The 20,566-nt window shown below is 67.9% G+C and carries 17 protein-coding genes and 1 riboswitch; of the genes, 11 read left to right on the top strand and 6 right to left on the bottom strand.

The window, feature by feature from the left end; all coding sequences use genetic code 11:
• Positions 1-15 precede the first annotated feature (15 nt).
• Positions 16-1,470 (top strand): bifunctional lysylphosphatidylglycerol synthetase/lysine--tRNA ligase LysX, encoded by a 1,455-nt coding sequence (lysX, locus tag AMA02S_RS33930; protein ID WP_067467227.1) that lies wholly within the window; start codon positions 16-18, stop codon positions 1,468-1,470.
• Here lysX and AMA02S_RS33925 read toward each other — a convergent pair.
• Together AMA02S_RS33925 and AMA02S_RS33920 are read right to left on the bottom strand one after the other, a co-directional pair.
• Positions 1,415-2,791: a cytochrome P450 gene (locus tag AMA02S_RS33925; RefSeq protein ID WP_084265890.1), complete on the bottom strand. Its 1,377-nt coding sequence runs from the start codon at positions 2,789-2,791 to the stop codon at positions 1,415-1,417. The genes lysX and AMA02S_RS33925 overlap by 56 nt on opposite strands.
• A 78-nt stretch (positions 2,792-2,869) precedes the next feature.
• Positions 2,870-3,982 (bottom strand): LacI family DNA-binding transcriptional regulator, encoded by a 1,113-nt coding sequence (locus AMA02S_RS33920; protein ID WP_084265889.1) that lies wholly within the window; start codon positions 3,980-3,982, stop codon positions 2,870-2,872.
• A gap of 472 nt (positions 3,983-4,454) precedes the next feature.
• Here AMA02S_RS33920 and AMA02S_RS33915 point away from each other — a divergent pair, with 472 nt between their 5' ends.
• Positions 4,455-4,685 carry a LuxR family transcriptional regulator gene (locus tag AMA02S_RS33915; protein WP_067466985.1) on the top strand — a complete coding sequence of 77 codons (231 nt, stop codon included), beginning with the start codon at positions 4,455-4,457 and terminating at the stop codon, positions 4,683-4,685.
• A gap of 593 nt (positions 4,686-5,278) precedes the next feature.
• On the opposite strand, the gene AMA02S_RS33910 is transcribed toward AMA02S_RS33915, so the two are convergent.
• Positions 5,279-6,178 carry a C40 family peptidase gene (locus AMA02S_RS33910; protein ID WP_067466982.1) on the bottom strand — a complete coding sequence of 300 codons (900 nt, stop codon included), beginning with the start codon at positions 6,176-6,178 and terminating at the stop codon, positions 5,279-5,281.
• Between the two features lie 132 nt (positions 6,179-6,310).
• Positions 6,311-6,492, bottom strand: a riboswitch (cyclic di-AMP (ydaO/yuaA leader).
• A gap of 290 nt (positions 6,493-6,782) precedes the next feature.
• Here AMA02S_RS33910 and AMA02S_RS33905 point away from each other — a divergent pair.
• The 5 genes from AMA02S_RS33905 to AMA02S_RS33885 all read left to right on the top strand — a co-directional run bounded on the left by AMA02S_RS33905 (position 6,783) and on the right by AMA02S_RS33885 (position 13,318).
• Entirely contained in the window at positions 6,783-7,304 is a 522-nt protein-coding gene (locus tag AMA02S_RS33905; protein WP_245667941.1) for an amino-acid N-acetyltransferase, read from the top strand.
• Positions 7,305-7,310: 6 nt separating this feature from the next.
• Positions 7,311-8,132, top strand: a complete 822-nt coding sequence (locus AMA02S_RS33900) for an RDD family protein (RefSeq protein ID WP_067466976.1) — start codon at positions 7,311-7,313, stop codon at positions 8,130-8,132.
• 7 nt (positions 8,133-8,139) lie between these two features.
• Positions 8,140-8,796 carry an RDD family protein gene (locus tag AMA02S_RS33895; RefSeq protein ID WP_084265888.1) on the top strand — a complete coding sequence of 219 codons (657 nt, stop codon included), beginning with the start codon at positions 8,140-8,142 and terminating at the stop codon, positions 8,794-8,796.
• A gap of 1,326 nt (positions 8,797-10,122) precedes the next feature.
• Positions 10,123-10,446 (top strand): histone-like nucleoid-structuring protein Lsr2, encoded by a 324-nt coding sequence (locus AMA02S_RS33890; RefSeq protein WP_067466973.1) that lies wholly within the window; start codon positions 10,123-10,125, stop codon positions 10,444-10,446.
• 358 nt (positions 10,447-10,804) lie between these two features.
• The gene (locus AMA02S_RS33885; RefSeq protein ID WP_067466970.1) at positions 10,805-13,318 is read left to right on the top strand and encodes an ATP-dependent Clp protease ATP-binding subunit; all 2,514 of its coding nucleotides are present in this window, start codon (positions 10,805-10,807) and stop codon (positions 13,316-13,318) included.
• Positions 13,319-13,542: 224 nt separating this feature from the next.
• Here AMA02S_RS33885 and AMA02S_RS33880 read toward each other — a convergent pair whose 3' ends face one another.
• Positions 13,543-13,911: a hypothetical protein gene (locus AMA02S_RS33880; RefSeq protein ID WP_067466966.1), complete on the bottom strand. Its 369-nt coding sequence runs from the start codon at positions 13,909-13,911 to the stop codon at positions 13,543-13,545.
• An 89-nt stretch (positions 13,912-14,000) separates the two neighbouring features.
• Between AMA02S_RS33880 and AMA02S_RS33875 the strand changes: the two genes are divergently transcribed.
• The gene (locus tag AMA02S_RS33875; RefSeq protein WP_157431005.1) at positions 14,001-14,663 is read left to right on the top strand and encodes an ArsR family transcriptional regulator; all 663 of its coding nucleotides are present in this window, start codon (positions 14,001-14,003) and stop codon (positions 14,661-14,663) included.
• Between the two features lie 15 nt (positions 14,664-14,678).
• Here AMA02S_RS33875 and add read toward each other — a convergent pair whose 3' ends face one another.
• A complete protein-coding gene (add, locus tag AMA02S_RS33870) occupies positions 14,679-15,647 on the bottom strand; it encodes an adenosine deaminase (RefSeq protein ID WP_067466963.1) in 969 nt (322 codons plus the stop codon).
• 273 nt (positions 15,648-15,920) lie between these two features.
• Here add and AMA02S_RS33865 point away from each other — a divergent pair, with 273 nt between their 5' ends.
• On the top strand, positions 15,921-17,057 hold the full coding sequence (locus AMA02S_RS33865) for an NADAR family protein (RefSeq protein ID WP_067467219.1): 1,137 nt from the start codon (positions 15,921-15,923) through the stop codon (positions 17,055-17,057).
• 110 nt (positions 17,058-17,167) lie between these two features.
• Positions 17,168-18,568: a serine hydrolase gene (locus AMA02S_RS33860; protein ID WP_218005209.1), complete on the top strand. Its 1,401-nt coding sequence runs from the start codon at positions 17,168-17,170 to the stop codon at positions 18,566-18,568.
• A gap of 180 nt (positions 18,569-18,748) precedes the next feature.
• Here the strand turns inward: AMA02S_RS33860 and AMA02S_RS33855 are convergent, their stop codons facing one another.
• Entirely contained in the window at positions 18,749-19,621 is an 873-nt protein-coding gene (locus AMA02S_RS33855; RefSeq protein ID WP_067466960.1) for an HhH-GPD family protein, read from the bottom strand.
• Between the two features lie 69 nt (positions 19,622-19,690).
• Between AMA02S_RS33855 and AMA02S_RS33850 the strand changes: the two genes are divergently transcribed.
• Positions 19,691-20,296: a hypothetical protein gene (locus AMA02S_RS33850; protein ID WP_067466957.1), complete on the top strand. Its 606-nt coding sequence runs from the start codon at positions 19,691-19,693 to the stop codon at positions 20,294-20,296.
• The last annotated feature ends 270 nt before the right edge of the window (positions 20,297-20,566 follow it).

The raw sequence follows: 20,566 nt of genomic DNA, 5'->3' as shown, positions 1-20,566 counted from the left end.
GAGCTGCCCGAGCAGATGCGCGTCCGCAGGGAGAAGCTCGACCGCCTCCGCGAGAGCGGGATCGACCCGTACCCGGTGAACTTCCCGCGCACGGCGACCATCACCGAGGTCCGCGCGAAACACCCCGACCTGGAACCGGGCACCGAGACGGGCGAGAAGGTCGGCGTCACCGGTCGCGTGATGCTCGTCCGCAACACCGGCAAGCTGTGCTTCGCCACCATCCGCGACGGCGGCGGCGACATCCAGGTCATGCTGTCGCTGGCCAACGTGGGTCAGGAGCAGCTCGACTTCTGGAAGCGCGAGGTGGACCTCGGCGACCACATCGGTGTCGAGGGCGAGGTCATCACGTCCCGGCGCGGCGAGCTGTCCGTCATGGCGGACCGTTTCGCGATCACGTCCAAGTGCCTGCGGCCGCTGCCCGACAAGCACGCCGGCCTCACCGACCCCGAGGCGCGGGTGCGGCAGCGGTACGTCGACCTCATCGTCAACGACGAGGCACGCAGGATGGCCCGGATCCGCAGCGCCACCGTGCGCGCGGTGCGTGACTTCTGGCACGAGGAGGGGTACCTGGAGGTCGAGACGCCGATGCTGCAGCCGATCCACGGCGGCGCGGCGGCACGTCCGTTCCAGACCCATATCAACGCCTATGGCATGGACCTCTACCTGCGCATCGCGATCGAGCTGTACCTCAAGCGGCTCGTCGTCGGCGGCATCGACAAGGTCTTCGAGATCAACCGGAACTTCCGGAACGAGGGTGCGGACTCCACGCACAACCCCGAGTTCACCATGGTGGAGGCGTACGGCACCTACCTCGACTACAACGACATGGCCGACCTGACACAGCGGATGTACCAGCAGGCGGTCGTCGCCGCGCTGGACACCACCGTGGTCGTCCATGACGGCGTCGAGATCGATCTCGGCCTGCCCGAATGGCCGCGGGTCACCCTCCACTCCCTGGTCTCCGACGCGCTCGGCGAGGAGATCACGCCGCACACGCCGATCGAGGCCGTCCGCAAGCTGGCCGACGGCCGGGAGATCAGCTGGGACCCGAAGTGGGGGCAGGGCAGGCTCGTCCAGGAACTGTTCGAGGAGCTGGTCGAGCACACGCTCGTCCAGCCGACCTTCGTCATGGACTACCCGGTCGAAACGTCGCCGCTGACCCGCCAGCACCGCGAGGAGCCGCTGCTCACCGAGAAGTGGGACCTCATCGGCTTCGGGACGGAGCTCGGCACCGCCTACTCCGAGCTGGTCGATCCGATCGAGCAGCGCCGCCGGCTCACCGAGCAGTCACTGCTGGCGGCGGGCGGTGACGCGGAGGCCATGCAGCTGGACGAGGACTTCCTGCGCGCGCTGGAGTACGCCATGCCGCCCACCGGCGGGATGGGTGCCGGCATCGACAGGATGATCATGGCGTTCACGGGCAAGGGGATCCGCGAGACGATCCTCTTCCCCCTGGTGAAGCCGGAGTGATCCGGACCGGGAGCGACCGCAGGCCGCGCAGGACGAGGTTCTCCCGGTAGGCGAGGGGCTCTCCGGTGCTGAGGGCCACGTCGTGCTCGAACAGCCTCCTGAGGGCGATCTGGCCCTCCAGGCGGGCCAACGGTGCGCCCAGGCAGTAGTGGATGCCGTGGCCGAACGAGAGGTGGCGTGGCGTGTCGCGTCCCTCGGTGTAGCGGAGCAGGTCGAGCCGGTCGGGATCCTCGAACGCCGCCGGGTCGCGGTTGGCGGCGCCCGTCAGCAGCAGGATCAGGCGTCCGCGCTCGATGGGAGTGCCGTCCAGCTCGGTGTCCTTCAGTGCGGCGCGGAGGGTCAGCTGCACAGGCGGGTCATAGCGGAGTAATTCCTCCGCTGCCGCCGGAACGGCTTGGGGACGGGCCCGGAACGCCGCGAGCTGCTGCGGGTTGCGGAGCAGCGCCAATGCACCGTTCCCGATGAAGTTGACGGTCGTCTCGTGCCCCGCGACGAGGAGCAGCACGCATGTCGCGACCAGTTCGTCCTCTGACAGGACGTCGCCGCCTTCCGAAACGCCGACGAGTGCGCCGAGCAGGTCGTCACGCGGTTCGGCGCGCCGCTCGGCCGCGAGGGCGCGAAGGTAGGCACCGAACTCCTCGCGCGCGTCATTGCGTTGCGCGATCTCCTCGTCCGGCAGCAGGAAGTCAGGGTCCAGACCGCGGGCGAGGCTGTCGGACCAGCCCTTGATCAGGCCGCGGTCCCGGGCCGGGACGCCGAGCATTTCGCTGATCACGATGATCGGCAGCGGGTAGGCGAGCGCCGCGATCAGGTCGGTATCGCCGCTCGTGCCGTTCCCGGCGCTCAGGCCGTTCCCACCGGTCGTGCCGTTCCCACCGGTCGTGCCGTTCCCGGCGGTCGTGCCGTTCCCGGCGGTCGCGACGGCGGCGCGGGTCGCGTCGTCCAGGAGTTCGTCGACCAGCGCCTCGATCCGAGGCCGCAGCCGTGCGACGAGTCGCGGGGTGAACGCCTTGCTCACGAGACGTCGCAGCCGCGTGTGGTCGGGTGGGTCCATGAGCAGGAACGAGCGGTTCCGCGCGGGTACCTCGCGCCACAGACCGCCGTTGTCGGGCCGGTGCCCGAAGGCCGGATCGCGCAGGACCCGCTCGCACAGCTCGTAGGACGTGGTCACCCACAGGCCCACCGAGGTCTGCTGGAGCCGCCCGCCGTCCGCCAGCCCCCGGTAGCTCGGATAGGGGTCGGCTCGGAAGGCCGGATCGGACGGGTCGAACCCGAGCACCGCCGCCGCTTCGACCGCCGCCGGTTCCGCCGCTTCCTCCATGGCCTAAGTCACCATGATCTCGGACACCCTGTCAACAACCGTCCCGATATCCGGGCCCCCCGCGGTAGGGGTTTCCGGTCAGGCGGACTCGCGGATCACCAGTTCAGGGGTGAGGACGACTTGGCGGTGTTGGTGCGACTTGCCCTCCCTGATCTCGGCCATGGCCAGTTCGGCGGCCTCCTCGCCCAGTTCCCGGCGCGGCTGGCGGACGGTCGTGAGCGGCACGGCGGCGCTCGCGGCCAGCTCGATGTCGTCGTAGCCGATGACGGCGATGTCCTGCGGGACCCGGACGCCGAGCCGCGTCAGCTCGTTGATCAGCCCGATGGCCAGCAGGTCGTTCGCACAGAACACGCCGTCCGGCAGCGGCGTCATCGCCATGATCCGCTGCGCCGCGACCTGGCCTTCGGCCGGGCTCAGTGCGTCCTGAACAAGGGTGTTCGGCTTACCGAAACCCGCCTCGACGAGTGTCCGCGCGGCGCCGTCGCGGCGCTCGACGCAGGGCCGCGGTTCCGGCGCGCCGGTCACGAACGCCACGTGCTCGCGGCCCAGGCCGAGCAGGTGCGCGGCGGCGATCTCTCCGCCGGCGACATGGTCGACCTGTGCCGAGCACACGTCCTGCCCGTCCCGGTCGATCAGCACGACGCTGAGACCGGCGACGCGTAGCCGGGCGATGTCGCCGGAGTCCAGCCCGACGGGAATGATCAGCACGCCGGCGGCGCGCTGATCCTCCAGCAGTTCCAGTGAGCGTCGCTCCTTGGCCGGGGAATGGTCGCTGGAGAGCCAGAGGGCGTCATGGCCCGCCGCGTTGAGCGCTTGCTCCGCGCCACGCACGACGTCGGTCGCATACGGGTTGGTGAGGTCCTCGACGACCACGCCGAAGGCCCGGCGTGGTTCGTCGCCGAACTCGCCCGCGGTGCGCTCAGGGCGCTGCCGGAGCCGCCGGGCGGACTCGTTCCGCACGAATCCGAGCTCCTCGATGGCCGCACGGACGCGGTCACGGGTAGCTTCGGCCACGAGGTCTGGCCGGTTTAGGACATTCGAAACGGTCCCAACTGATACTCCCGCACGTCTTGCGACCTCACGAATACTGGTCTGTGGCAACTCGCTCCTCGTCCGCCCCGGATCTGTTTTCGCAGGTAGTGGAGTTTTTTCTGACCGACCCCCGCCCAGTTGATCACACAAGGCGACCATACGAGCACAGACAGCATTTAACCAACGCTTGACGGGCCGGATCCGGCCGCCTAGCGTTCCGAGCCGAAGCGTAGCTTGAAACGATTCACGATCTTCGTCCGCGGCGAGATTTCGTGGGTCCACCGAGAAGGGACGGTTCGGATGGCTGGCGATCATGATCCGTCCCCGACGAGACGCACCCCAAACCGGCGGGGCCTCCCCACACCCTCGTGGGCTGGCCCGGACCTGGGAGCACGTCATCGTCCGGATGACCAACGAGTGAATCGTCACCCGGAGTTCCCCCGCTCGACCCCGCAATCGGCCTATCGGCCACCTCCGGCCAAGCGCGTGAGACAGAAAAGGAACCCGATGATCTAAGTCCGGAAGGCTCCGGACCCGGCAACCCAACGCGTACAGATCGAGGCCCAACCCGTGCCTGTGCAGCGGACGGCTGCATCCCCGCGGTCATCAACCACGGACGAGGGAGGACGGAGTGGAACAGGCCACACTGCTGCGACGTGGCACCGACGATCTGCGGCTGAACGAAGAAGAGATTCGGCTGCTCGCCCAGATCGCCAGTGGTGTCACCGCCGATGTGGCGGCACGCAAGCTTGAACTGAGCGCAAGGACCTTGCGCCGCCGGTTGCGAACGATCTGCGACCGGCTGGAGGTCAACACCCCTATCGAGGCCGTGGTGTGGGCGGCCCGAAGGCAGCTCATCTAGCAGGCGTGCACGACGACGCCCGCCAGGGGACGGCGGGCGTTACAAGGAGGACCCAGGCGGCCAACACTCGCGAACTCCGTCCGACCCCGCAGCGGCGGCGCCGGCGCTCTGACAGGTAGGTCCCTGCAGGAGGCGTCGCCGCGGACGTTGTTTCGTGCACCACCGTTTTCTGCACCACCGGTTTCTGTAACACCGCTTTTCCAGCATCACTGTTCCGCGCGCTGTTTCACTAGCACCACGGTTTGAGCGTCACCCGTTGCGGCGGTTCGGGCCCGGACCAAGCCCACCGCCCATACGGCAGCACACCCGCATGGCAAGCACTTTTGCCAGGCAAGCACTTTTGTACGACAGGAACATTTGCACGACCGGCATCTTCGGCCGGCAGGCACCTCACCGTCGGCGGCTCGGCACGGGCGCGCAACCGTGCACGAGCGCACAACCCTGTACCAGCACATCCCTCTGCACGGACTACACCTGCCCAGGTCACACATACACCCAGCACTGGACACACCCTGCACGGCAGGCACCTCTGCACGGCGGGCACGCATGCATCTCACACGCGCCCGCTCGGCGTACGCATCCTTGCTCGGGGCTCAGGCGACCCGCACTCCGCCCGCGAAGGGGCGTCCCGCGATGGGGGCGATCTTCACGACGTCACCGGTGTGCGGGGCGTGGATCATCTTGCCGCCGCCCACGTACATCCCCATGTGATGTAGATCGGAGTGGAAGAACACGAGGTCGCCTGGTTGGAGCTGGTCCTCGGAAACGTGCGTGCCGGCGTTGTACTGGCTGCCGGTGTAGTGCGGCAGGTTGATGCCGACCTGCTTGTAGGCCCACATCGTCAGGCCCGAACAGTCGAACGTGGACGGGCCGGCCGCGCCCCACACGTACGGACGCCCGATCTTGGTCATCGCGTATCGCAGCGCCTGCGCGCCCTTGCCGGTGCCGATGACGGGAAGCTTGGCAAGCTCCGTGGGGTCCCGCTTGACCAGCTTGCCGCGGATCTTCTCGTAGGTCTGCGTGACCTTCTTGCGCTGGGAGTCGAGATCCGCACGGAGCTGGGACACCTGGCCCGCGCGCGCTTCGGCGGCTTTGCGCGCACGCTGGGCGGCCTGCATGGCCTGCATCAGCCCGAGGACTTTCGAACTGTCCCGGGTGGCGAAGAAGTTCAGTGTGGCGGCCTGGTCGAGGACGGCCTGAGGGTCCTGGGAGGCGACGAACGTGACCGTGGGGTCGGAGCCACCCTGCATGTAGCTGGTGGCGGCGAGCGCTCCGACCTTGTCGCGGATGCCCTTGAGTGACTCTTCCTGGCGCTTGGCGTTGTCGGCGGCGACCTTCGCGGCCCGCTGCGACTGCTGGAGCTTGACCTTGAGCCCGTTGTACCGCTCGGTCATCTGCTCCAGTTGGTCGGCGAGCTTGAGAGCCTGGGACCGGAGATCCTTCGTCGAGGGCTCCGGGTCGGCGTGCGCGACCGCGACGGTGTGCGGCGCCATCACGTGCGGTGCGACGGAGACGGCGGCGAGTGCCCCCGCGACGGCGATCGATCGTCCCCGGAACCGGGCTGCACATCCCTGTCGGGGACGCGCAGAGCGTGAAAATGATGCAGACCGCGACGGCTCCACCAATTCTCCTCTCCTCGTCCGCCTACCGGGTTAGCTGACGGGTTCGGGCCGGAGCAGCCCGTCCGCGGGCACGCGTGATCATCCACGCGTGGGTGCGGATTCACCCCTTCCGGATGTCGGCCCCAGGACGGTTCCCGGGGCGCTCCGGGAGTGGGGTCCCCGGCTCCACGGGGCGCTGGTTACGACCCGGGGACTCGGCGGGTCGGCCTCCGCCATGCGGCAGGCCGACGTCAGCGCAGGACACTAACGGAAGCCGCATTGGATGCCAACCAGAACATGCGAACTCCCAGGTCATGGTGTTAGTTCGCGGCATGGCGCCGGTTCTGTCCAGAGTCGGCCTTGTGCTTCAGATCACTTTTCGCCATAGCCGTCCCTTGGAACTAGTTGTTTTTAGCTAGTTACTTGCGGCCAACGCGATGGGCGGGCCGGGACCGACGTTCAGTGACCGTCCGCCGTTCGATAGTGTCGCCTGTTTGTGGAGGTTGTGATCAGGCGTGCCCGTACCGCCGACGTGCAGGAGATCCGCAGGCTGGTCGACCTGCACTCCTCGTCGGGACGACGCCTGCTCAAGAAGTCCACGGTGATGCTGTACGAGGACGTGCAGGAGTTCTGGGTCGCCGAGGACGTCCAACGCAGGCCGTCCGGGACGCTCGTGGGCTGCGGAGCGTTGCACGTGATGTGGGAAGACCTGGCCGAGGTCCGCTCCGTCGCTGTGGACAAGGGGTGCGAGGGGCGCGGCATCGGGCACCGGATCGTCACGCGGCTCCTGGAAACGGCCCGGGAACTGGGCGTGCGGAGGGTGTTCTGCCTTACCTTCGAAGTGGAGTTCTTCGCGCGCCATGGCTTCCAGCAGATCCTCGGGACTCCAGTGGCGCCAGAGGTGTACGAGGAACTTCTCCGCTCCTACGACGAGGGCGTGGCCGAGTTCCTCGACCTCGATCGGGTCAAGCCCAATACGTTGGGCAACACCCGGATGCTGCTTCGCCTGGAGGACTGACCCCCAATGAGTGATTCCCACGACCGCGGACGGCCTTACCAGCCGCCACAGGGGCAGGGTTCCTACGGACCGCCACCCCCGTACCAAGGTCCTCCACAGCGGCAGCAGCCACAGCAACAGCCACAGCAACAATGGCAGCAGCAGCCGCAGCAACAGCAGTGGCAGCAGGACCAATGGCAGCAGCAGTCGTACGAACAGCGGTCGTACGAGCAGCACGAGCCGTCCTATGACGAGTACGGCGGCTCCGGGGACGCCGCCGACCTGCCGCTCGCGCCCATCTACCGGCGCGCGGGCGCGCGTGTCATCGACAACGCGCTCGTCGCGGTCTTCGGCTTCGCGCTCGTCCTTCCGATCACGGTCGGGGCGTTCGGCTTGGGCAAGGCCGGCAGCAAGGCGGAGGACGAAGGGGGCATCTGGAACTGGCCCATCATCTTCACCCTCTTCTTCGTCCTGTCGGTACTGCCGTTCATCTACGAGGCCGTCCAACTGTCGATGTGGGGACGGACGCTGGGGAAGCGCATTCTCGGCCTAGGCGTCGTCCAGGTGCGGCCAGCCGGTGCCGCGGTGACGACCACCCAGGCGGTATGGCGCGCCGCCGTCACCCATGTCGCCTACCAGGTCGGTGTGTTCTTCTTCCTCATCATCGCGGTGATGGTGTGGAGCTACGCCGCATACGGGATGCTGCTCGTCTGGGCGGGTGCGTTGATGGCCCACCTCTGGGCGATCTGGGACCAGCCGTTGCACCAGGCACTGCACGACCGTTTCTCCGGGACGATCGTCATCGACGAGCGTGTGGACGACTCCGAGTATCACGAGTACGCGGAGTAGATCTGCGATGGACGCCTCACAGCGTTCCGGTGAGCCGTCCGAGGCGGATCTGACCGTCCCGGACGAGGAATCGCTCGCACGCGCCGAATCCGGTCACGTCGATCCGGGCCTCGTAGATCCGGCCCCCGCCGATCCGGATTCCGTCGATCCGGATCTTGGCGATCCGGTCATCGATCCGGATCTCGCCGATCCCGGACAGCGTCTCCTCGCGCGCATCGTCGACACGCTCGTCGTCGGGCTGCCCGTGATCATCGTCGTCCGGGAACTGGTGTCCGGGCAGCGCGTGGACGTGGTGGCGCCGCCCGCCGTGGCGGGATGCCTGCTGGTGTACGAGGCCGTCCAGTTGGCCGTATGGGGTCGAACCCTGGGCAAGCGGTTCGCCGGTATAGAGGTCGTCGCGGCGGCCTCACAGGCCGATACAGGGCCCGCGACGGTGCGCCGGCGCCCGGGACGCCTCGGGGCTCTACGGGCCCTGGCGCGGACGGCGGTCTACACCCTGCCGATCGCGGTCCGGCCGGTACCGGTCCTCGGCCTCCTTGCGAGCATCTTCTGGGTGGCGAACGCGGGGCTGCTGTACGAGGGCACGCGCCGCCAGGCCCTTCACGACAGGCTCGTCGGCACCGAAGTCCGGAAACGCGCGTCCGATGACCCGCCGCCTGCCTGACCCTTCCCGACCGATCCTCCACGGCCTGCGCTTAAGGACGCCTTGCCGTGCCCTTAAGGCGGTGCTGCCGCGCCCTAATGTTGCGCTATCGCGCCCTTACGCGTTGTGATGCTCGGCTAGATCCGGCTCTGTCACGCTGAGGCTCCACCGGGCAGTTTTGCACCGCACCATCAGACGGCGTGCTGCCACGTCTTTGGAAGGCAACACTGTTCCTTCCCAAGCGGCCCAGTCTTCTTCTCAGGATGTACAGGTGCCTCCTGACAGACGGCCGCTGCGTGCTTCCGGTTGGCTTCCAGGGCGCGCCCCATGTGCCTTCGCGCGAGTGTTAGAGCCGTCCAGGGCGCGGTTTTCGCGGTGATGCGCGGTCTTCGTTCACGAGGATCCGCGCAAGGGGCCGCTGGGTGTGTTAAGGCGCTCTGGGGGGCGACGGGAAACAGGGCTCTCAGGGCGAATGCCGCGCTCGTTCCGGTTACGGCCGCGAATCGAGGAGGATGTGTCCTGTCCCGGACGCGCCCTCCGCTTTGAGAGACGCTTCCCACACCCGTGGCGGCGCGGCTTCTTAGGACGATGGACTAACCCTGCATGGGACGCCGTCTCGCTTGGAACGGGCCTTTCGGTCGATGCACCCCGGCGAGCGCGGCTACGGATCGACGCGGCGCGCCCGTGTTCCGGACCTGGGGTTGAAGAAGCGGGGCAGGGAGTGGGATTGTGCCGCTTATCCGCTGATTTCGCGATGGGCTGTCGCCGGCCTGGTCGAGCAGGGATGGCGGATCGTGACTTCCCGTCACTCGGAGGTGGCAACAGATTTTCGTCGGCGGCGAGCTCGCCGTTATCCAGCGACATGCGCCGGTGGAGGGCGCCGGCCCTCCAGACGGCCAGGTCGTGGTCGCCTTGGACATTCCCTGGCCAGCGTACGGTAAGTCCCGTTACGTCAGGGTTAATCGTTGGCGCCGAGGTCGGTGTTGCCCTGCCTGTTAAGGTCCGTGCGGGCTCTTTTCCGGCCCGACGGCGCAGGCTCGGGAAAGCGACACGTCCCGAAACCCAGAGCAATCCGCGATCGGTGGCCCAGGTCAGGACCGGTGGACGGTGACGCCGGTCACGCCGAAATCCCGGCTGCGGCCCCACCCGTGTGCACAATTTCCTCGCAGGTGGCCCGCCCGACGCACGGTGCCCGACGCGGTCACGGTGGATTCGGTGGAGTCATGATTACGAAGAGTTACCCAGGTCCAACAACTTCATCGCGAGTGTTGAATTGTCATCGGCGGAGTTCTCGGTATATCTTTGTCAACCGAATGCAAGTTTGCTCCAGCCGAAAGGTCTGTCCCCATGGCACAGAAGGTTCAGGTGCTTCTCGTCGACGACCTCGACGGTGGCGAGGCGGACGAGACCGTAGCGTTCTCGATCGACGGCGCCTCCTACGAGATCGACTTGAGTGGCGCCAACGCAAAGAAGCTGCGGGATTCCCTGCACCCGTTCGTGGAGAAGTCGCGTAAGGCGGGCACGGGCACCCGTCGGCGCCGCCAGCGCGGCGCGTCCAGCCGCGAGCGCAGTGCCGAGATCCGTGCCTGGGCCAAGAACAATGGCATCAAGGTCAATGAGCGCGGCAGGATCCCGGCCACAGTGATCGAACAGTACGAGGCGGCCAACTGATCCGCCCGCCCGTCGGCCGGCCCGTCTCCGTTCGCGAGGCGGGCCGTTCGCTTGTGGCGTAGCGCCCGGCGGGTTAGCCGGGACCGCGGGGAGGTAGACCTCGCGCGGGGCGGAACACCGCTCCATTCGGCAATCCCTGGACGTGCCTTGATCGACCTGCGAAAACCCCCCGTTCGCTTGGGGCGTAGCGGGAACATGACGCACCGATGCGGTAGTTGGATGAGACTGAACAGCGCTTAGCTGGGGAACGTCTTCTGGTGGGAGTGCACCGGGCGGCCTCCTCGGGGCGGGCTAGCATGCGGAAGGACAGTTCCGGACGTTCCGGACTCTGCCCAACCGCTCTGTGAGGAGCGACGAGATGTTCGAGAGGTTCACCGACCGCGCGCGGCGGGTTGTCGTCCTGGCTCAAGAAGAAGCCAGGATGCTCAACCACAACTACATCGGCACCGAGCACATCCTCCTTGGTCTGATCCACGAGGGCGAGGGTGTCGCTGCCAAGGCACTGGAGAGCCTGGGCATCAGCCTTGAGGCCGTGCGCCAGCAGGTCGAGGAGATCATCGGCCAGGGCCAGCAGGCGCCGTCGGGCCACATCCCGTTCACTCCGCGCGCCAAGAAGGTCCTTGAGCTGTCACTGCGCGAGGCGCTGCAGCTCGGCCACAACTACATCGGCACCGAGCACATCCTGCTGGGGTTGATCCGTGAGGGCGAGGGCGTCGCCGCTCAGGTCCTGGTGAAGCTCGGCGCCGACCTCAACCGGGTGCGCCAGCAGGTCATCCAGTTGCTGCACGGCTACCAGGGCAAGGAGCCGGCCGCCTCCGGTGGTCCCTCGGAGTCGGCCCCGTCCACCTCCCTCGTGCTCGACCAGTTCGGCCGCAACCTGACGCAGGCCGCGCGTGAGGGCAAGCTCGACCCGGTCATCGGCCGGGACAAGGAGATCGAGCGGGTCATGCAGGTGCTGTCCCGCCGCACCAAGAACAACCCCGTCCTGGTGGGCGAGCCCGGCGTCGGTAAGACCGCCGTCGTCGAAGGTCTCGCGCAGAAGATCGTCAAGGGCGAGGTGCCCGAGACGCTCAAGGACAAGCAGCTCTACACGCTCGACCTCGGTGCGCTGGTCGCCGGCTCCCGCTACCGCGGTGACTTCGAGGAGCGCCTGAAGAAGGTGCTGAAGGAGATCCGCACCCGCGGCGACATCATCCTGTTCATCGACGAGCTGCACACGCTCGTCGGGGCGGGCGCCGCCGAGGGCGCGATCGACGCCGCCAGCATCCTCAAGCCGATGCTGGCGCGCGGTGAGCTGCAGACCATCGGCGCCACCACCCTGGACGAGTACCGCAAGCACCTGGAGAAGGACGCCGCGCTGGAGCGCCGCTTCCAGCCGATCCAGGTCGCCGAGCCGTCGCTGTCGCACACGATCGAGATCCTCAAGGGCCTGCGGGACCGCTACGAGGCGCACCACCGTGTGTCGATCACCGACAGCGCCCTGGTCGCGGCCGCCCAGCTCGCCGACCGCTACATTAGCGACCGGTTCCTGCCCGACAAGGCGATCGACCTCATCGACGAGGCCGGCTCGCGGATGCGCATCCGCCGCATGACCGCGCCGCCGGACCTGCGCGAGTACGACGAGAAGATCGCCGACGTCCGCCGCGAGAAGGAGTCCGCGATCGACGCGCAGGACTTCGAGAAGGCCGCCGCGCTCCGCGACTCCGAGAAGCAGCTGCTCGGCCAGAAGGCGCAGCGGGAGAAGGAGTGGAAGGCCGGCGACATGGACGTCGTCGCCGAGGTCACCGACGAGTTGATCGCCGAGGTCCTCGCGACCGCCACCGGCATCCCGGTCTTCAAGCTGACCGAGGAGGAGAGCACCCGCCTCCTGCGCATGGAGGACGAGCTCCACAAGCGCGTCATCGGCCAGGAGGACGCCATCAAGGCGCTCTCCCAGTCGATCCGCCGTACCCGCGCCGGGCTGAAGGACCCCAAGCGTCCCGGCGGCTCGTTCATCTTCGCCGGCCCGTCCGGCGTCGGTAAGACCGAGCTGTCCAAGACCCTCGCGGAGTTCCTGTTCGGCGACGAGGACGCGCTGATCCAGCTCGACATGTCCGAGTTCATGGAGAAGCACACCGTCTCGCGGCTGTTCGGCTCCCCGCCCGGCTACGTCGGGTACGAGGAGGGCGGCCAGCTCACCGAGAAGGTCCGTCGCAAGCCGTTCTCGGTCGTGCTGTTCGACGAGATCGAGAAGGCCCACCAGGACATCTTCAACTCGCTGTTGCAGATCCTGGAGGACGGCCGTCTCACCGACGCGCAGGGCCGTGTCGTGGACTTCAAGAACACCGTCATCATCATGACGACGAACCTGGGGTCCAAGGACATCTCCAAGGGCGTCTCCATGGGCTTCGCCCGCGCGAACGACGAGCAGGGCTCCTACGACCGGATGAAGGCCAAGGTCGGCGAAGAGCTCAAGCAGCACTTCCGTCCCGAGTTCCTCAACCGCGTCGACGACACGGTGGTCTTCCACCAGCTCACCCCGAAGGAGATCATCCAGATCGTCGACCTGATGATCGCCCGGGTGGACGAGCGGCTCCGCGACCGGGACATGGGCATCGAGCTGCGGCAGGAGGCCAAGGACCTGCTCGCCGAGCGGGGCTATGACCCCGTCCTCGGCGCCCGGCCGCTGCGCCGGACGATCCAGCGGGAGATCGAGGACAACCTGTCCGAGAAGATCCTGTACAACGAGCTCAAGTCCGGCCAGATCGTCATCGTGGGCACGGAGGGCTCCGGCGAGGAGGCCAAGTTCACCTTCAAGGGCGTCCCCAAGCCGTCCACCGTCCCTGACAGCCCGCCGCCCATCGAGGGTGCGGTCAACTTCAACAAGGACTGACCCGCCGCCTCTGAGGCCGCACGAAGGGCCCGTACCCCATTCCGGGGTGCGGGCCCTTCGACGTTATCCCCAGAATCCCGTTCGACTTCCTTCACCCCGGCCAGCCCCAGAGCATGAGACGTAACACCAAGCGCGACTGAGGGGGAGCCATGTGCCGATCACGGCGACAGGAGACGGGCCGGCGGCGCCAGACAGGGCGAGTGGCGGGGCGAAGCGGCAGAAGGTCAGCTGAGGCGGCGGCGGATGCGCTGGATCCGCTCCTCGGCCTGGACGGGATCGGCGTTCCCCCGTGTTGTCCGGCGGCGGAGCTGGAACTCGACGACCTGGGCCAGTGGTGCGTCGGCCGCCTTGCGCCACCAGGAGGCCGGTGGGCGGCCGGCGAGCCGCCGCTCGAACTCGTCGTCCTCCAGCCCCGCGGGGGCCTTGAGCGCCGTCCTGACGACCTGGCTCGCGCGATGGCGCGCCGCGCGGTGTCCCTGCTTGCGGCGTCGCGGGATGTTCTTGCGGGAGCCCTTGTCGTTCTCGCCGTAGAAGTTGCGGCGGTCCTTCACGTAGCTCAGCCGCTTCTTCTCCTGCGGGCTCTTGCGGCTCATGGAGGGGACGGTAACGCGGGCGCCCTGATCACGGTCAACCGCTTTTCGGGCGGCGGCCGAATGTCAGAGGCGAACATTAGAATTCGAACATGCGATCGAATGTGGTCGGTTCGGCGGCCGAATTCCGGCGACGTAAGGAGCAGATCACGCGGGCCTCCCTGCGGGACGTGCGGGCCCCGGCGCCACCGCAACTCCCGATCCTGCGGTCTCGGCTGCAAGGAGAACTGCTCGCCCGCCTGCTGCTGGGCCCGGAGCGCGAGATGACGATGCTCGATCTGGCCGTGATGCTCCGGGCCGACCTCGGCTCCGTGATGCGAGAGGCGGAGCGGCTGGCGCACGCGGGCGTCCTGACCCTGCGACGCACCCTGGCGGGACGCGTGATCGCCCGCGACACCTCCAGCCCGCTGCACGAACCGCTCGCCCAGTTGATCATGTTGACGTTCGGCCCCGCGGCCGTCGTCGCGGAGGAGTTCGGCCGGCTTCCCGCCGTCCAGGAGGTCCATCTCTTCGGGGTCTGGGCCGAGCGCTATGCGGGCATCCAGGGCGTGCCACCCGTCGACATCGAGGTCCTGGTCATCGGGCGGATCAGCCCTGACGTCGCGTTCGACGCCGCGCAGGAGGCGGCGGCCCGGCTCGGCCTGCCCGTCCACCCGGTCGTCCGTACGGCCGCGCAGTGGCGGGCCGACACCGACCCCTTCCTCCGCGAGATCCGCGCCGCTCACATGATCGACGTGACCCCCAGGCCGAGGTGACGCGCAGGCGCGGGGTCAGGGCGTCAGCCAGGTGTTGATCTCCTCGTGCAGGCGGGCCTTGGTAGACGCGGGCGCGAAGGACGCGTCCACGGCGTTGCGGGCCAGGCCGGCCAGCACGGTGTCGTCGTAGCCGAAAGTGTCTCGGACGCGGGTGTACTCGATCGCCAAGGGGGTGCCGATCAGGGCGGGGATGTCGGTGTTGACCGTGACAAGGAGGCCGGCGTCGCGGAGCCGGGGCAGGGGGTGCTCGGCGAGGGACGGGGCGAAGCCGAGGGCGACGTTGGAGGACGGGCAGACTTCGAGGGGGATCTTCCGGTCGCGGACCTCGGCCACCAGGTCCGGATCGTCCAGGACGCGGATGCCGTGCCCCAGACGTTCGGTGCGGTCGTCGAGGGCCTGCCGGATGCTCACCGCGCCCTCGCCCTCACCCGCGTGGTGGACGATGTGGAGGCCGGCCTCGCGTGCGGCGGCGAAGACCGCGGCGAAGGGGCCGGCCGGGAAGGACTCGTCGCCCGCCAGGCCGACCGCCACGACGTCATCATGACGTTTCGCCAGGTCAAGGGTGCGCCAGGCGCGGTCGAGCGAGCGGCGGCGGGAGTGGTCGAGAAGCAGACGGACCTCGGTCCCGAAGGCTTCGCGCCCCGCGGCGAGGCCCTCGCGGACGGCGGTCAGCGGCATGTCGAGGTCACCGAGGCGTTCGCCATGCGCGGCCGCGGTAAAGGACGCCTCGGCGTAGCGGGTGCCCTGGCGGGCCTCGTCCTGGCAGAACTCGTAGGCGACCCGGCGGAAGTCGTCCGGACGGCGCAGGCATGCACGCACCAGATCGTTCTGCGCGAAGAACGCGGCGAAATCACCGAACGTACCGATGTCGTCGGGCACCCGCACCCCGTTGGCCGCCCCGATGTCGCGGAGCGTGTCCCACCGAACGGTGCTTTCGAGGTGGACGTGCAGGTGGACCTTGGGCAAGGTGAACAGATCACGCACGGACGTACGCTATGAGGCGGTGACATCGCCCGCGAGGCATTTTTCTGCGGTGCTGGTGCTATTGGGGGGCGACCCCCAGACCCCCGACTGCGCGGCTCGCCACTGCTCCGCGTGCTGGTCTCGTAGCCGAGAGCTTGGTTCACTGCTTGCTCCGCGAGTCTGTGCCGCCCCCAACCGTGCGATGATTCGGCCGGTGAGCACCCCCCGAAGCCACGCCGAGATGACCTCCCCTGATTGCGCCACCACCTGGCCGGACGGCTGGACGCTCGTGCCATGAACCGTGTCTACCGCGTCGCCGATGGGCGGCGCATCGACGGTGTCGCGCGCCCGGTGTTCATCCACAACTTCTCGTATCACCTGACGAACCTGCTGATCTTCGCGGACGGGGCGATCCACTGCTGGGAGTGGGTTGACCTGGACGGGCTGCGCAAGAAGCTGGACAGCGGCTGGGTCGTGACGGACGTACCCGAGGGCGGGGAGATCAGCGCGTTCGAGCTGGGCCGCTGGAAGGCCGTCGATGCGCGCTTCGGTCTCACGGCCGAGATGCTGTTGGCCGAGGTCGCCGACGACATCGAGCGGCTGAACGGCCGTCCGGACTCCACGGGACGGTGCCTGGCGAAACTTGACCGCTACCTGGAGACGCGCGAGGAGGAAGACCGCCGCGCTCTGCGTGAGGCTTATCTAGCGATCCCGTCGCACAAGCGGCACTACGCGCTAGGGGACATGGACGCCAAGGACCGTCCGCTGGTCGTCCTGGCCACCGACATCGGAGAGCGGCCGATAGGCGGCTGGTTCCAGGAGCAAGACGACACGGTCACCGAACGCCTACGTGAGTGGGCGTTCCAGTACTTCGTCGACCGGGACCGTGTCCGTGTGAAGTACGAGAACAAACGGCCTGCGGACGACCCCGAAGAACCCCCCGCCGGGACGGTTCATCTGGGTGGACTGGTGTTCCCCAGGGGCTGGCCAGAAGACGTGGGGATCGCGGTGCTTCAGAACGAGTTCCCGTCCCCGATCGAAGTCGGTTCCGTGATCTACCCGACGGTGACGCACGCCTACTGGGCGCTGTCCACGGCCGATCCGGAGGCACGGGAGCGGATCCGGGCGGCTGAGCATCCCCATGAGGCTCAAACGCTCGCGGAGGGGACGTTACGGGTCGGGAACTGGTCGCAGGCGCGGACGGCCGTGATGGCGGGCCTTCTTCGCGCGAAGTTCGCTCAGCATCCCGAACTGGCCGAGATCCTGCTCAGTACCGGTGACGCTCCGATCGGTTACACCGGCGCCGATTCCGACTATTGGGCCGTATGGGGCGAGCGAGGTCGTAACTGGATCGGACGGCTGCTGGAACTCGTCCGCTCCGAACTCCAGGCGCAAAGGTCCGGAATCGAGATTCCCTGCGCGCCCGCTTGAGGCGCAGGTCAGCCACTTGACGCGGTGGATCTCCAGCGGACCGTCTCATCGTCCCCCTATGATCACGAACTTGCGCCGAAAAAAGGGGGACATCAGTGAGGCGTACGTGGGTGCACGGCACTGCGGGAATCGTGACGGCGGCGGCTCTGGCGGGCTGTTCAACGGGGCAGGCCACGGTCGATACGACACGGGTCGCGGACGTGAAGCAGGCGAGCAAAGTGGCGCAGCAACTGCGACAGGCGATGAACGCAGTGAAGTTTCAGGAGGTCCTCGACACGGCGCCTCCCAGCTCCGCGCAAGTTCGTTCCATGCAGAACCCTGTGGACAAGGAAGCCAATCCCCGGGCGCGTGCGTTCGCCGCGGCGGACCCAAAGCCGATCGTGCAGCAGCCGCAGATGGACGCGACCATCATCGAATTGGACAAGCGTGGACGGCCCGTCTCGTCCGGCACCGTCCTGATGAGCCCGCTCTACAAGGACGGCGTCGTCGTCCCGGTCGACCGGAACCTTTCCACCAAGAGTGTCCGCTGGCGTCAGTGGGATGACGCGGGCTGGTACAAGAACAAGGGGCAGGGCACCCTCGACGTGGTTCCGGGGAGGGAGAACGCGCCCATCGACCACATGCTCGACTATCCGGCATCCGTGCTGAAGCTTATGGTCAATTTCGGGGTTCTCCGGCTGGTCGACCAGGGCAAGGTCAAGCTGGACGACACCTACGCCTACAACCCCACTCAGATCAGTTCCCTCTGCGGCGGTGCCAGCAGCAGGACCATCCGCCAGTACATGGACGCGTCCCTTACCTACTCGTCCAATGCGGCGTCCTGTGCACTGATCAAGATGCTGCATGACAACCAGGCGATCGATCCGCTGAACAAGACCTTTCAGGACCTCGGTCTGGAGACTCTCCAGCTCAAGGGCACCAACCCGGTCAACGGCGGGCGCTGGTCCAACTCCATCACCATGAGTTCGCTCGATACGGCCAAGCTCCTGACCCTTGTCAATGGCGCCCCCGGTCGCGTGTGGACGGCACCTGACGGCAAGCCGGTAACGAGCGGGGTGCTGAGCACCGCGTCCCGCAAGTTCTTCCGTTCCGAACTCGCCCAGCAGGGCTTCAACGACATGTTGTCGTCCACAAACCGGTGCGGCGGTAAATACCCCGCGGCCGGTATCCCGAACGCCGCCCCGGCCCGCTGGATCGGGACGGACGGAACGGTGACCGTCGATGGGAACAAGTTCGGTCGTGACGTCCGTCCGTGCAACAAGAAGGCCGAAGTCACGTTCGCGCACAAGACCGGCTGGGTGAACAACACGGCCGCCGATGCGGGTATCGTCCGGGCCCTGCCGGGCAAGGGCGGCCGCAGTTACGTCATCGTCGTCTTCTCGAACCTGGGCACGCAGTACATCGACGCGTCGCGTCCCGCCACCCCGCCCGGCATCTACCCGTACACCTACACCGAGAAGTTCGGGAAGCTGGGCCGTCTCCTGGACACCTACGAAAAGCGTCGCCGCTGACCGGCATCACGCTGGTCGCCGGACGAGCGTCCTCAAGCCGGTGTTGGTCAGAAAACACCCGCCCGGCTTGAGGTGCTCGTCGGCACGGCAGAAAGCAGGGATCGTCGGCCGACTTCCCCGAGCGTTTCAGCGGTTCGATGGGCATAGGTGTGGCGGTCATGGCCATACCGCGCGCTCATTTCAGCCTGGCAGGGCGTACCGGCCGTCCTGAAGAGGATCTATCAGCCCGTCGGCAATGAGGGCGTCCAATGCGCGTTCGCGTTGGACGGGATCCGCCCAGACGACGTCCAGCGCGGGCTTCTCCACCGGGCCTTCGGCCTCGCGGAGGACGGACAGAAGGCGGCCCCTGCACTGGCGGTCAGTGCCGGCGTAGGTTTGGCCGCGGCGGGGCGGTCCGTCGTAGGCGGGCCGACCGTCGGCATGCCAGGCGCACTTGTCGAGGACGGGGCAGTCGACGCAGCGGGGCGTGCGGGCGGTGCAGACGAGGGCGCCGAGTTCCATGACGGCGACGGCCCAGCGCGCGGCGGTCGGCGGGTCGAGGGGCAGGAGGGACTCGGCGAGCCGGATCTCGGCTTTCGTCTGGGTCTTCGGCGGGTACTCATCGCCGGTGAGCAGGCGGGCGAGGACACGCCGGACGTTGGTGTCCAGCACCGCGTGACGCTGCCGAAAAGCGAAACTGGCCACCGCGGCGGCCGTGTAGGCGCCGATTCCGGGCAGAGCCAGAAGATCCTCGTGTGCGGACGGGACCTGGCCGCCGTGCCGCTCGGTGATCGCGCGGGCGCTCTCGTGCAGCCGCAGCGCGCGGCGCGGGTAACCGAGCCGCCCCCACGCACGGACGGCCTCACCGGACGGTTCGGCGGCCAGTGCGGACGGCGTTGGCCAGCGTTCCATCCAGGCGTGCCAAACGGGCAGGACACGGACCACGGGCGTCTGCTGGAGCATGATCTCGCTGACGAGAATGCCCCAGGGGGTGGCATCGGGGGCGCGCCACGGGAGGTCCCGTGCGTTCGTCTCGTACCAGTCGAGGATCGGGTCTGTGTAAGTGAGGTTCATGGCGGATCGCCATTGTGGCACGCGGCGGGTCGCGGCTATGTGCGGGTTCGCCGAATGCATACTGACCGTATGGGGGCGGATACCGGACGTGGCTCGGGTGGCTCTGGGCTGGATCGGTATTGGCGGCGCCGGGCCGTCGCCCTGGCCGGTGCCCTCGTCGTGGTCGCCGTCCTGGCCTGGGCTTGCACGGGCGGCGGAGGCGAGAGGGGGCGGGTCCGGGACGCGGGCGCGGTGGAGAACCGCCCACCGCCGACCGCGATGCCGACCGTCACCGTCACCAGGACGGTCACCCCGTCGCCCGACCCCGTCGAGGACGGCGGACCCTGCGAGGCGAAGAACCTGGTCGTCAGCCTGGCCACCTCCCGCGACACCTACGCCGGACAGCAGGAGCCGCGATTCCACGTCTCGGTGGTCAACGCGGGCAAGAGCGACTGCACCTGGACCGCCGGGTCATTGGACGTCCGCGTCACCTCGGGCCCTGATCGGATCTGGTCATCGGCGCAGTGCCGCGGCGGCGACCAGGCCCGCCGCACGCTGCGGCGCGGTATCCCTTATGTCGACGGCGTCGGCTGGAACCGCAGGCGCGGCTGCAAGGGCGACGGCGGCCCAGTCCGTCCCGGCACCTACATCGTGAGCGTCAAGGGCGCCAAGAAGCAGGTCTTCCACCTCCGCTGAACTAGCCGCCCAGCCCAGCCCCGCCCAGCCCTAAGCGGTAGACCCCCCGGCAGGTGAAGCCTCAGCCACCGGCCTGAACCGCACCCGGGAGGGTTGAGCCTCAGTCGACGGCTTGAACCGCACCCCGGCAGGGTTGAGCCTCAGCCTGCGGTTACGGGACAGGCACGCGGAGCGAGCTCTGCGAGCGCAGCGGGCATGCCCGGCGCGCCGCGCCCTCGGACGAGCGCCAGCGAGTGAGGAGGTGGCGAGCCCGCAGCCGGGGGTCTGGGG

The sequence above is a fragment of the Actinomadura macra NBRC 14102 genome (genome assembly GCF_001552215.1).
GTDB classification, from domain to species: domain Bacteria; phylum Actinomycetota; class Actinomycetes; order Streptosporangiales; family Streptosporangiaceae; genus Spirillospora; species Spirillospora macra.
This window is presented reverse-complemented; position numbering and strand designations above follow the sequence as displayed.